General features: G+C 68.8%; 10 protein-coding genes, 1 tRNA gene and 1 riboswitch. Of the genes, 1 reads left to right on the forward strand and 10 read right to left on the reverse strand.

The features are described from left to right. Positions 1–203 precede the first annotated feature (203 nt). The 3 genes from JYG37_RS06885 to pepN form a co-directional block, all read right to left on the reverse strand. Positions 204–279: transfer RNA gene (locus tag JYG37_RS06885), tRNA-Thr, on the reverse strand. A gap of 206 nt (positions 280–485) precedes the next feature. Next, complete coding sequence (locus JYG37_RS06890) at positions 486–1499, reverse strand: class 1 fructose-bisphosphatase (protein WP_213345969.1); 1014 nt, start codon at positions 1497–1499, stop codon at positions 486–488. Positions 1500–1778: 279 nt separating this feature from the next. Next, positions 1779–4472 carry an aminopeptidase N gene (gene pepN, locus JYG37_RS06895; RefSeq protein ID WP_213345970.1) on the reverse strand — a complete coding sequence of 898 codons (2694 nt, stop codon included), beginning with the start codon at positions 4470–4472 and terminating at the stop codon, positions 1779–1781. 188 nt (positions 4473–4660) lie between these two features. On the opposite strand from pepN, the gene JYG37_RS06900 reads away from it, so the two are divergent. Then, positions 4661–5371: a DUF4136 domain-containing protein gene (locus JYG37_RS06900; RefSeq protein WP_089488250.1), complete on the forward strand. Its 711-nt coding sequence runs from the start codon at positions 4661–4663 to the stop codon at positions 5369–5371. Positions 5372–5425: 54 nt separating this feature from the next. Here JYG37_RS06900 and JYG37_RS06905 read toward each other — a convergent pair whose 3' ends face one another. The 7 genes from JYG37_RS06905 to JYG37_RS06935 form a co-directional block, all read right to left on the reverse strand. Continuing rightward, on the reverse strand, positions 5426–5998 hold the full coding sequence (locus JYG37_RS06905) for a TMEM165/GDT1 family protein (protein ID WP_089488251.1): 573 nt from the start codon (positions 5996–5998) through the stop codon (positions 5426–5428). A gap of 94 nt (positions 5999–6092) precedes the next feature. Continuing rightward, positions 6093–6214: riboswitch (yybP-ykoY riboswitch) on the reverse strand. A gap of 131 nt (positions 6215–6345) precedes the next feature. Beyond that, positions 6346–7665 (reverse strand): guanine deaminase, encoded by a 1320-nt coding sequence (guaD, locus tag JYG37_RS06910; RefSeq protein ID WP_050011569.1) that lies wholly within the window; start codon positions 7663–7665, stop codon positions 6346–6348. A 16-nt stretch (positions 7666–7681) separates the two neighbouring features. Continuing rightward, positions 7682–8023, reverse strand: coding sequence for a hypothetical protein (locus JYG37_RS06915; protein ID WP_239468930.1), 342 nt, complete (start codon positions 8021–8023; stop codon positions 7682–7684). 27 nt (positions 8024–8050) lie between these two features. Beyond that, positions 8051–9076, reverse strand: coding sequence for an adenosine deaminase (locus tag JYG37_RS06920; protein WP_089488252.1), 1026 nt, complete (start codon positions 9074–9076; stop codon positions 8051–8053). Positions 9077–9094: 18 nt separating this feature from the next. Next, complete coding sequence (gene xdhC, locus JYG37_RS06925; RefSeq protein ID WP_050011566.1) at positions 9095–10099, reverse strand: xanthine dehydrogenase accessory protein XdhC; 1005 nt, start codon at positions 10097–10099, stop codon at positions 9095–9097. A gap of 620 nt (positions 10100–10719) precedes the next feature. Continuing rightward, a complete protein-coding gene (locus JYG37_RS06930; RefSeq protein WP_050011565.1) occupies positions 10720–11232 on the reverse strand; it encodes a disulfide bond formation protein B in 513 nt (170 codons plus the stop codon). A 158-nt stretch (positions 11233–11390) separates the two neighbouring features. After that, positions 11391–12767: an amidase gene (locus JYG37_RS06935; protein ID WP_213345971.1), complete on the reverse strand. Its 1377-nt coding sequence runs from the start codon at positions 12765–12767 to the stop codon at positions 11391–11393.

Genomic DNA, 12767 nt, shown 5'->3' on the forward strand with positions numbered 1-12767 from the left:
CGTGGAAATGTCGAGCGGATGTTGCGCAGATAACCGCCGCCGCGATGATTGGCGCCGGACAGCTTGCGCGGGCGATTGCCGAATCCGTACGCGAAGATCGTACACGGCGTGATCGGTCGTGCGCGCCGGCGAACGACTTCAGGATTTCGACGCCGGAAAAGAGAAAAGGTCTGACAAGCGATGCTTGTCAGACCTTTATGTCTTGGTGCCGGAGATAGGAGTCGAACCTACGACCTTCGCATTACGAATGCGCTGCTCTACCAACTGAGCTACACCGGCAGCAGAGAAATGAAATTATATGGTGAAATCCGCGATCTTGGCAATAGGTTTTGCGAAATTTTTTCAGCTTGCTGCGGCTGCTTCGCGAAACCCTCGATCCGGCGGACTTTCCGCTTTCACTTCACCGCGACGCGACCCGTCGGGGCCACATCGCGAAGGCGCGATTGTACTGAGGTCTCGCACCTCCGTCCAGTGCTGCAGTGCAATTATTTTGCTTCGTCGTGATAGCCGGTCACGCGCTCGACTTCGTTCTTCGAACCGAGGAACACGGGCACGCGCTGGTGCAGGCCGGTCGGCTGCACTTCCATGATCCGCTGCGTGCCGGTCGTCGCGGCGCCGCCTGCCTGTTCGACGATGAACGACATCGGGTTCGCTTCGTACATCAGGCGCAGCTTGCCCGGACGATCGGGCGCGCGCTTGTCGGCCGGGTACATGAAGATGCCGCCGCGGTTCAGGATCCGGTGCACGTCGGCGACCATCGACGCGATCCAGCGCATGTTGAAGTTGTCGCCGCGCGGGCCGTCCTTGCCGGCGTTCAGCTCATCGACGTAGCGCTTGACCGGGTCGTACCAGTGGCGTGCGTTCGATGCGTTGATCGCGTATTCGCGCGTGTCGGCCGGGATCTGCATGTTGCTCTGCGTGAGCACCCACGAGCCGACTTCGCGGTCGAGCGTGAAGCAGTTCACGCCGTTGCCGGTCGTCAGCACGAACACCGTCTGCGGGCCGTACACCGCATAGCCGGCCGCGACCTGCTCGGTGCCGGGCTGCAGGAACGATTCCTCGGTCGCCTGCTTGCCGTCCGGGCAGCGCAGCACCGAGAAGATCGTGCCGATCGACACGTTCACGTCGATGTTCGACGAGCCGTCGAGCGGATCGAATACGAGCAGGTATTCGCCGCGCGGGTAGTTCGCCGGGATCGGGAAGAACGTCTCCATTTCTTCCGACGCCATCGCGGCGAGGTTGCCGCCCCATTCGTTCGCGTCGAGCAGGATTTCGTTCGACAGGATGTCGAGCTTCTTCTGCACTTCGCCCTGGACGTTCTCGCTGCCGGCGGTGCCGAGCGCTTCGCCGAGCGCGCCCTTCGACACGTTGTAGCTGATCGCCTTGCACGCGCGAGCGACGACTTCGATCAACAGGCGCAGGTCGGCGGGGAGGTTGTTGGTCTCACGTTGCTGTTCGATCAGGAACTTCGACAGCGTGGTGCGGCGGGCAATGGACATGACAGACTCCGAAAGGCCAAAGAATCCTTGAATGGCCGCAATTTTACCCGTCGCGCCTCCGCTGCCGCCGGCTTTTTTCGTCCGGTTACATGGGCGGGGCGCCGAATCGGCCCGGTATCGGGCGGCGATGACGGGGCGGGGCATGCATCACCGCGGAGACAGGCCGAGCGGTCCGACCCCGTGCGCGCGGTTTCGGCCGCGCGCGTGCAATAAAAAAGCCGGCGCCGCGTGAGGCGGCGCCGGCTCGATCGCGCGGACGCGACGGGACAATCGCGCGACTTACGCGAGCGCCTTCTCGACGATCTCGCGCACGTCGCGCGATTTCGCGCCGGCGGCGACCTGTTCGAGCGCTTCGCGCATCCGGTCGCGCAGCGCCGGCGTGAAGCGGCGCCACAGTTCGAGTGAGCGCGCGAGGCGCGCCGCGACCTGCGGGTTGATCGTGTCGAGCGCGAGCACCTGTTCGGCCCAGAACGCGTAGCCCGAACCGTCTGCCGCGTGGAATTGCGCGGGGTTCGCCGCGCAGAAGCTGAAGATCAGCGAGCGCGCGCGGTTCGGGTTCTTCAGGTTGAACGCGGGGTGCGCGAGCAGCTTGCGCACCTTCGCGAGCGTCGGCTGCGCGGGCGTACCGCGTTGCGCAGCCTGCATCGCGAACCACTTGTCGATCACGAGCGCTTCCTTCTCGAAGCGACGGTAGAAGTCGTCGAGCGCATGCTCGGCCGGCCCGTTCGCGCCTGCGGCGGCCGCGGACAGCAGCGCGCCGAGCGCCGCCGCGCGATCGGTCATGTTGTTCGCCGCGTCGTACTGGGCCGTGGCGATGCGTACGGCATCGGCCGGATCGTCGAGTTCGGCGAGATACGCGAGCGCGAGGTTCTTCAGCGCGCGGCGGCCCGACGCTTCCGGCGTCGGCTCGTAGGCGCCGGGCGTCTGGTGCTGCTCGTACGCGGCGAGCCACTCGGCGCGCAGCGCGGTCGCGAGCTGGCGGCGCACGAACTGGCGCGCGCGATGCACGGCGGCCGGGTCGGCCTCGGCCATCTGATCGGCGAGGTAGGTTTCCGACGGCAGCGTCAGCGCGAGTTCGCGGAACGCCGGCGACAGGCTTTCGTCGGTCAGCACGCGGCGGAACGCGGCGACGAAGTTCTCGCCGAGCGCGAGCGGCGCGTCGGCGGCGGCACGGGCGGCGAGCGTCAGCAGCGCGCGCGTCGCGAGGCGCTGGCCGGCTTCCCAGCGGTTGAACGGATCGCTGTCGTGGGCGAGCAGGAACGCGAGATCGTCGTCGCTGTAGTCGTACTCGACGATCACCGGCGACGAGAAGTTGCGCAGCAGCGACGGCAGCGGCGCTTCCGGCACGTCGACGAACGTGAAGGTCTGCTCGGTGTCGGTGAACTCGAGCACGCGCGTCGTGCCCGATGCGGCGGCTTCGCCGTCCAGACGCAGCGGCAGGTCGCGGCCGTCGCGGCCGATCAGGCCGATCGCGAATGGGATCAGCAGCGGCCCTTGCTGCGTTTCGCGCGCGGCCGGCGACGCGTCGCCGTAGCCTTGCGCGAGGGTGACCGTATAGCGGCGCGCGGCTGCGTCGTACGCGGTGCGCACCGACACGTGCGGCGTACCGGCCTGGCTGTACCAGCGCTCGAACTGCGCGAGGTCGCGCCCGTTAGCGTCGGCCATCGCGTGACGGAAGTCGTCGCAGGTCACCGCGTGGCCGTCGTGGCGCTTGAAGTAGAGATCCATCCCCTTGCGGAAGCCGTCGCGGCCGAACAGCGTCTGGTACATCCGCACGACTTCCGAGCCTTTCTCGTAGACGGTCATCGTGTAGAAGTTGTTGATCTCGACGTAGCTTTCCGGGCGTACCGGGTGCGCCATCGGGCCGGCGTCCTCGGCGAACTGCAACTGGCGCAGCACGCGCACGTCCTCGATGCGCTTGACCGCGCGGGCCGCCGATTCGACGTCGTCGCCTGCGGCCATGTCGGCCGAGAATTCCTGGTCGCGGAATACCGTCAGCCCTTCCTTCAGGCTCAGCTGGAACCAGTCGCGGCAGGTCACGCGGTTGCCGGTCCAGTTGTGGAAGTACTCGTGGCCGACCACCGACTCGATGTTCGCGAAATCGGTGTCGGTCGCGGTCTCGGGGTTCGCCAGCACGTACTTCGTGTTGAAGATGTTGAGTCCCTTGTTCTCCATCGCGCCCATATTGAAGTCGCCGACCGCGACGATCATGAAGCGGTCGAGATCGAGCTCGAGGCCGAAGCGTTTTTCGTCCCAGCGGATCGAATGGATCAGCGAATCCATCGCGTGACGCGTCTTGTCGAGATCGGCCGGTTCGACCCATACCTGCAGCAGCTTTTCCTTGCCGGAGCCGGTCGTGATCGTTTCCTCGATCGCGACGAGCTTGCCCGCGACCAGCGCGAACAGGTAGCTCGGCTTGCGGAACGGGTCTTCCCACTTCGCGAAGTGGCGGCCGTCGGGCAGGTCGCCCGAATCGACGAGGTTGCCGTTCGACAGCAGCACCGGGTACGCGGCCTTGTCGGCGCGCAGCGTGACCGTGTACGACGCCATTACGTCGGGGCGGTCGAGGAAGTAGGTGATGCGGCGAAAGCCCTCGGCCTCGCACTGCGTGAAGAAGTTGCCGCTCGACACGTAGAGGCCCGACAGCGTCGTATTCTGGTCGGGCGCGCACGCGCTTTCGAGCGTCAGCTCGAACGCGTCGGGCACGTTCTCGACCGTCAGGCCGTGTTCGTGCGCGCGCACCGCGCCGTGCGGCGCGCCATCCAGCCGCGCGCCGAGGAAGTCGAGCGCCTCGCCCATCAGCTCCAGGTGCGGGGTGGGCGCGGCATCCGGATTGCGGCGCACGCGCATCGTGTTCCTGACGATCGTGCGGGCCGGCGCGAGATCGAATTCGAGTGCGACGGAGTCGATGAGGAAGGCCGGCGGCGTGTAGTCGGCGCGGCGGATCACGGTGGAGGAGGCGTTGTCGGACATGGTCGTCGAGATCGGGTGGAGTGGGGGACGGGCCCGTCGCGCGGGCCAGGCGAACCGGGCCATTGTACAAAGGCTTGCGGCGGTGTGCCGGGCGAACTTTTTACCGCTTCCGGGAGTCCGCGTATTATCGGCATCCCGTTGTGCTTCGCGCGGTGCGACGAACGGGTGACGGATCGACGAGGATCAACATGAAACGCGAATGGATTTTTCGCGGTGCGGGCTGGGCGGCGGCGCTGTGCGTCGCGCTGCTGACGGGCTGCACCAGCTACGTGACCACCCGGGTCACGGCCTTCTCCGACTGGAGCGGCAGCGACGCGACCCGCACCTATGCGTTCACGCGCACGGACGCGCAGAAGAACAGCATCGAGCAGTCGACCTACGAGCCGATCGTCGCGAACGAGCTGTCCGCGTATGCGTTCCGGCAGGTGCCGCAGTCGCAGGCCCGCTATCTGGTCGGGCTGACCTATTCGGTCGGCAGCGATCTCGTGACGGTGCCACAACCGGTCTACTATGATCCGTGGTTCATGGGGCCGGGGCCGTACTGGCGAGGCGGGCCGTGGAGTCCCTGGGGCCCGTGGGGTCCCTGGGGGCCGATGCCGGCCGGCTATGTCGCGCAGACGTACCAGATGTTCGACTACATGCTCGGCATCCGCATCACCGAGCGCGCGACGGGCAAGGAGGTCTACAACGTGTCCGCGCGCACGACCGGCGACAACGGTACGCTGCTGTACGCGATGCCGTTCCTCGCGCGCAGCGCGCTCGCCGATTTCCCGTTGTCGAACGGGGCGGTCCGCACGGTCCGGCTGCCGGTCGACAAGCGCGGCGGGCCGGCGGCGCCGGCCGCCAACGAGCGCGCGGTGCCGGCGGCGCCCGCGTCGGGCGCTGCCGTCGCGAAGTAACGCGGCATTCCACCCTGGCGCGGCCGCCCGGCCGCGCCGTCAGTTTCCTTTCCGTCAGACTCCGACACCCAGCAGCGCCAGCGCGCCGAGCACGACGAACAGCACGGCCGCGATCCCGTGCACGAGCTTCGTCGGCAGACGGTGTGCGAAGCGGTCGCCGAGCAAGATCGCCGGCACGTTCGCGAGCATCATCCCGAACGTCGTGCCGGCCACGACGCCGATGTAATCCTGGAAGCGGGCGGCCAGCGCGACGGTCGCGATTTGCGTCTTGTCGCCCATCTCCGCGAGGAAGAACGCGACGAGCGTCGTGCCGAACACGCCGAGCCGCGAGCGCGTCGTATTGGCTTCGTTCTCGTCGAGCTTGTCCGGCACGAGAATCCACAGCCCCATCGCGATGAACGAGAACGCGAGCGCCCAGCGCATGATCGACGGCGTGACGAGCACGCCCAGCCATTCGCCGAGCGCGCCGGCAAAACCGTGGTTGACGAGCGTCGCGACGAGCACGCCGAGAATGATCGGCACCGGCTTGCGATAGCGCGCGGCCAGAACGAGGGAAAGCAGTTGGGTCTTGTCGCCGATTTCAGCGAGGGCGACGGCGCCGGTGGAGATCAGGAAGGCTTGAGACACGAATGGGGTTCCACGGGCCGTTGTTGTGCGTGCGAGCGACGATCCACCGCGCGCCGGGCCCTGATGCGGCGCGCAATGAACCATCGGTCTCGCCAGGCCAACGTGGCTGCGTCCGCCATGGCCGAACGGCCAAGTCTGTTGACGGACGCCTCCGTCACGATGCGCGCCGGGAGCGCGGGACATCGAGCGGAGCGGCTACTCCCCAATGAGCGGCGAATTCTAGCACGGTGCATCGCGCGCGGGAAAGCGGCCGGGGCCGCCGTGCGGCGCGCTGGAGCGGCTTCGATGTCCGGCGCATGCGCGACGGCGAAGCTGCCGCGCATGCCGGAACGGGGCCTCGCGGCGCGTTACGCGGCGGCCGGGGGGCGCGCGGCGCCGCGTTGGTGCACGAGTGCGCCGGCCGCATAGGTACGGTACACCGCGCGGTCGTCGCCGAGCAGCGCGAACGCGAACAGCAGTTCCTCGAGCGAATCCGCGCGCTGCGTGCGGCGCGCGAGCAGCGGCGTCGCCCGCGGATCGAGCACGACGAAGTCGGCCTCGGTGCGCGGCTTGAGCGTGCCGACCGTGTCGGCGAGGTCGAGCGCCTGCGCGGCGCCGGCCGTCGCGAGCCAGAACATCCGCGTGGCGGTCAGGTGATGGCCCGACAGCCGCGCGACCTTGTGCGCCTCATTCATCGTCTGCAGCATCGAGAACGACGTGCCGCCGCCGACGTCGGTCGCGAGCGTGACCGGCACGTCGTATTCGCCGGCCTTGTCGAAATCGAACAGCCCGCTGCCGAGGAAGAAGTTCGACGTCGGGCAGTGCGCGACGACGGTGCGCGTCTCGGCCATCCGGCGGCGATCCTCGTCGTCGAGATGAATGCAGTGGCCGTACACCGCGCGCGGCCGCAGCAGCCCGTAGCGGTCGTAGATGTCGAGATAGCTGCGGTGGCCCGGGAACAGCTCCGCCACCCATTTCACCTCGTCGACGTTTTCCGCGACGTGGCTTTGCACGAACACGTCCGGATGGCGGCGCGCGAGTTCGCCGCATGCCTCGAGCTGCGCCTCGGTCGACGTCGGCGCGAAGCGCGGCGTGAGCGCGTACATCTGGCGGCCGTTGCCGTGCCAGCGGCCGATCAGCTCGGCGCTGTCGTCATAGCCCGACTGCGCGGTGTCGCGCAGGAATTCGGGGCAGTTGCGGTCCATCAGCACCTTGCCCGCGATCATCCGCAGGTCGCGCGCGTCGCTCGCCGCGAACAGCGCATCGGCCGATTGCTTGTGCACCGTGCAGTAGACGAGCGCGCTCGTCGTGCCGCACGCGAGCAGTTCGTCGACGAAGAAGTCGGCGACTTCGCGCGCATGCTCGGGGTCGCCGAACTGGCGCTCGGTCGGGAACGTGTACTTGTCCAGCCACGGCAGCAGGCCGGGCGCCGGCGACGCGATCATGTCCGTCTGCGGATAGTGGATGTGCGTGTCGATGAAGCCGGGCACGATCAGCTTGTCGCGCAGATCGTGGACCACTGCATCGCGCGCGAGCGTCGCGGCGAGCGACGCATACGGGCCGGCCGTGACGACCTTGCCGTCGTCGACGATCAGGAGTCCGTCGGTCTCGTAGTTCGCGGCCTGGCTCGATTGCGCGGGGTCGCCGTTGAAGGTCAGCAGTTGGGAACGGAAAGCGGTTTGCGTCATGACGAAGGGTCCTGCATCAAGGTAAGGCGAACAGAAGAAAACGATCGGCGCCGCACGGGGCGGCACGGTGCTTCGCGAGCGGCGGCCGCCCGTGATGTGCGGCACGGCCGCACGCGATGGCGCGGGCGAACGTGGCGGCCGAAGCCGCCCGCGAGTGGTTGCGGGCGCACCTCGCGGCCGTTGCGCGCACATCCGTTACGCCCGCATCCGGTACGACGGCGACCGGCACGGCAAGCCGCGACGGCCGGTGCGGCCGGGCGGCGATGCACCGCGCCGTCGCCCGGCTTGCACGCACGCCACCAGCCCGGCGCAAGGCCGAACAGGGAATCGCGAAGCGGATGCCGTTGCCGTGTTTCATCTGTCTAGCGTGCCTCGATGCGGGCCGTCACGCGGCCTGCCAGTACGCGTCGAGGCGCGCGTACAGTGCGTCGCGCTGCGCCGGTTCGATGAACGACGCCTCGAAGCCGTTGCGGATCACCGCATGGACTTCGGCATCCGTGAGTTGCAGCCCTTCGGCCGTCGCGAAGTAGTTTTCGTTGACGTAGCCGCCGAAATAGGCCGGATCGTCGGAGTTGATCGTCACCGCCACGCCGCGGTCGAGCAGCGCCTTCAGCGTGTGCTTCGCCATGTCGTCGAACACGCACAGCTTCAGGTTCGACAGCGGGCACACGGTGAGCGCCGTGCGCGTTTTCGCGAGCCGCTCGACGAGCGCCGCATCCTCGATGCTGCGCACGCCGTGGTCGATCCGGTCGACCTTCAACACGTCGAGCGCTTCGTAGATGTAGGCGGGCGGGCCTTCCTCGCCCGCGTGCGCGACGAGCTTCAGCCCGAGCGCGCGTGCCTTCTCGAACACCCGGGCGAACTTCGTCGGCGGATGGCCGAGCTCGGACGAATCGAGGCCCACGCCGATCAGCCGATGGCGATAGCGCTCGAACAGCGGCAACGCGGATTCGAACGTCGCGAGCGCGTCCTCTTCGGACAGATGGCGCAGGAAGCACAGGATCAATTTGCTCGACAGCCCGCGGGGCTCGGCATCGGCGAGCGCGCGCTCGATGCCCGCGACGACCGTCTCGATCGGCACGCCGCGCTCGGTGTGCGTCTGCGGGTCGAAGAACAGTTCGGTGTGGACGACGTTGTCGGCGAGCGCGCGCTCGCAGTACGCGGCCGTCATGTCGTAGAAATCCTGCTCGGTGAGCAGCACGCTCGCGCCGGCGTAGTAGATGTCGAGGAACGACTGCAGGTCGGTGAACGCGTACGCGGCGCGCAGCGCGTCGATCGAGTCGTACGCGAGCTTCACGCCGTTGCGCTGCGCGAGCGCGAAAATCAGTTCGGGCTCGAGCGAGCCTTCGATATGAATGTGCAGCTCCGCTTTCGGCGCGCGGGCGATCTTGTTCTTGAATGTCGGGGTCATGGCGTCGTTTTTGGTCGGTCAGTAGGTAGGGGAAGCCTGTGCGGACGCATTCGCCTCGACGGCCTGCAGCAACTGCGCGGCCACCGAGATCGCGATCACTTCGGGCGCCTTGTCGATGATGCCTTCGACGCCGATCGGGCAGCGCATCCGCGCGACCTGGGCCGGGTCGATGCCGATCGCGGCGAGGCGATGATCGAACTGCGTGCGTTTCGTATGCGAGCCGGTCATCCCGAAGTACGCATAGTCGCCGCGTCGCAGGATGCGCTCGGCCAGCACGAAATCGAGTGCGTGGTCATGCGTCATCACGACGAAGTAGGACTGCGGCGGCGCCGCGTCGACCGCGTCCGCCGGGGAAGCGGCCGCGTCGATCGCGAGATTGCCGATGCCGGCGAGCGCGTCGGCCGGCGGGAACGCCGCGTCGGGCCGGTCGATCCAGCGCACGTGGCACGGCAGCGTCGCCAGCACCTTCACGAGCGCGGTGCCGATGTGCCCCGCGCCGAACAGCATGACGGGGAACGCATACGGCGCGATCGTTTCGGTCATCAGCGATACGCCGCCGGTTTCCCACAGCAGGCAGTCGGCGCGCGCGGCTTCCGATTCGGGCTCGCTCAACAGCGGCGCGCCCGGCGAGGGGCCGAATGATACGCTACGCACGGTCGCGGCGCCGGCCGCGACGCGCTTCGCGAGCGACATGATCCAGCCGAGGTCGCCGACGTCGAGCCGCTCGAACGCGAGCACCACGGCGCCGCCGCAGCACTGGCCGAGGCTCGGGCCGAGCGCGAGCCGCTCGAGCCGGCGCGCGTGCGGCACGTGCGCGCCGTCCTTCAGCAGGTGCCGCGCGATCTCGATCGCCTTCCATTCCAGATGACCGCCGCCGATCGTATGGCGGGCCGTGTCGCGCGTGACGAGCATCTTGGTGCCGGCCTCGCGCGGCGCGGAGCCGTCGGTATGCGCGACCGTCACGAGCACGGCCGCTTCGCCGTGCGCGAGCAGTTGCTGCAGATCGCCGAGCCAGGCTTCCATCAGCACGCTCCGTTCGGGACGACGCCGCACGACGCGCGGCGCGCTCTGGCGGGCGCGGCGGCAACGAGGGCGGACAGGAGCGGGGCTGGCCGGCTGCACGGCCGATGCCGTGCGGCGGCCGCGGACCGACGGCGTGCGCGACCGGCGCCGCCGGACGCGCGGACGCCATGAGGGTGACGGATGCGGATGGTTTGCGTTGTCATGATGAATCCAGTCGACATTGCGGATCGGGCGCGCGTTACGCAGGCAGCGGTGAGACCGCCTGGCCTCGCGCACGTAGATCGCCATCCAGCCCCGAAGATAGCACCGCCACGCGGCGGGAACATGGCCGGGCGGTGATCCGGGCTATCAGGCGGCGATCATGTCGATCATAGGCCCGCCGCGCGGAATCGGGGGACCGATGCATGTACATCGGGCCGAAACGCATGTGGGGCGGGGCGGGGGCGCGGCGATCGCGCGACGCGCGCCAGCCCGGAACGCCGGGCGGCGGCGGGATAGGTGTTTATACGCGGCGACCGGGCAAGGCCGGCGCAGGTCGCAGCCGGGTGACGACTCGCCGGCGGCGCGCGGCCCATTCGGTCGGGCCGCGCATGCGATGGGCCGGCACCGCGGCCGGTGGGTCAACCCGCGAGCTTGCGGCGATGGCGCCAGAGGCTCGCGACGACCGCAATCAGGATCGCGGCGAAGCCGATCAGCGCCCAGCCGGGCAGCAGGATGCCCAGGATCGGCGGGTAGACGGTCTCGCACAGCCCGGCGACCTTGAACATGCCAGGGAACCACTGCGCGGGCGGCAGGCTGTCGACGATCGGCTGCAGCGTGTCGAAGCCGCAGCTGAAGCCCGGATTCATCTGGATCGACAGGTGCCGCGCGGCCGTGCCGACACCGCCGGCCGCGGCGATCGCGATCAGCAGTTCGAGCACCCAGACGCCGCGCCAGTTGCGGATCCCGGCAGCCAGGAACGCGAAGATCCCGATCGCGCAGAAGAAGTAGCGCTGGATGATGCACAGCGGGCACGGGTCTTCGTTCTTCACGTACTGCAGGTACAGCGCGCCGGCCAGCAGGGCGATGCACACCCATCCGAGCAGCATCAGCAGGCGGCGTTCGCGGCGGAGGGCAAGCGTGTAGTCGTTCATGTCGGCGGGATTCCTCGTCGGTCGGTCCGGAAAACAATCGCGCGATTTTAGCGCGAATGATCTGGCACGAAACTGACAGCGCGCGTGCGGCAACCTGCCGCACCGCGCGCGGGCCGCCGGCGATCGGCTCGCCATCGGCTTGCGATCGGCCGGCGCGGTCAGCGGATCGTGTTCAGTACGGCCTCGACCGATTGACCGATCGCAAGCAGCGCGTCGTCGCGATGCGGCGCCGCCGCGAGCATCAGGCCGACCGGCGCCGCGTCGCGCGGATGGCACGGCAGCGACAGCCCGCACGCGTCGAGGAAGTTGAACGCGCTCGGGTTGCGCAGGATCAGCGCGTTGGTGCGCGTGAACGCGTCGTCGTCGGTTTCGAGTTCGGCGATGCGCGGCGGCACGACCGGCACCGTCGGCGCGACGAGCGCATCGAAGCGCGACCAGACCGTGTGCGCGGCTTCGTCGAGCATCGCGGCGCGCGCGGCCAGCAGGTCGAGATAGTCGGCCGCGCTCGCGGGTTCGCCCTTCAGGATCCGCGTCAGCACGCGCGGGTCGTACTGGTCGCGATGCTTCGCGAGCAGCGGACGGTGCCACGCGTACGCCTCGATCGGCGAGAAGCCGAAGCGGTTGATCTCCGGCAGCCGGTCGAGCGCGGGGAAGCGCACGTCGGTGACGATCGCTCCGGCCGCTTCGAGATGCTTGAGCGCGGTGTCGAGCGCGGCCGCGACGTCGGCATCGACGCCGTCCGTCACGTAGTTCGTCAGCACGCCGAGCCGCACGCCTTCGAGCGGCCGCGCGGCCGGTACGTGCGGCTCGAGCCCCGCGAGCATCCGGTCGACCAGCGCGCAGCACGCGACCGTCAGGCCGATCGGGCCGAACGAGTCGAGCGTCGTCGACAGCGGCACGCCGCCTTGCGTCGGGATCCGGCTCGCGGTCGGCTTGAAGCCCGTCAGCCCGCATAGTGCGGCCGGAATGCGGATCGAGCCGCCGGTGTCGGTGCCGAGCGCGACGGCGGCCATCCCGTCGGCGACCGACGCGGCCGCCCCCGACGACGAGCCGCCCGAAATCCGCGCATCGCCCGGCACGTCGCGGTGATACGGCGAGCGCGGGTGGCCGAAGTGCGGATTCAGCCCGAGCCCGGAAAACGCGAACTCGCTCATGTTGGTGCGACCGACCAGCACCGCGCCCGCGCGCTTGAGCCGCGCGACGGCGACCGCATCGGTGTGCGCGGCCGGCGCGCCGTCGAGCACCCGCGAACCCGCGCGCGTGACCTGGCCCGCGACGTCGAACAGGTCCTTGACCGACACCGGAATGCCCGCGAGCGGCGACAGCACCGTGCCCGCGGCGCGCAGCCGGTCGTGCGCGTCGGCGGCCGCGCGGGCGTTGTCGGCATCGACTTCGGTGAAGACGACGGCGCCCTGGCCCGACGGTTCGGCGATCCGGTCGAGTGCGGTGTCGACGAGCACGCGGCTCGTGGTCCGGCCGGCGGCGAGGTCGGCGGCGAGCTGGGCGAGCGGGGGGAAGGGCGTGAAAGTGGTCAT

The organism is Burkholderia sp. LAS2 (assembly GCF_018417615.1).
Lineage (GTDB): Bacteria > Pseudomonadota > Gammaproteobacteria > Burkholderiales > Burkholderiaceae > Burkholderia > Burkholderia sola.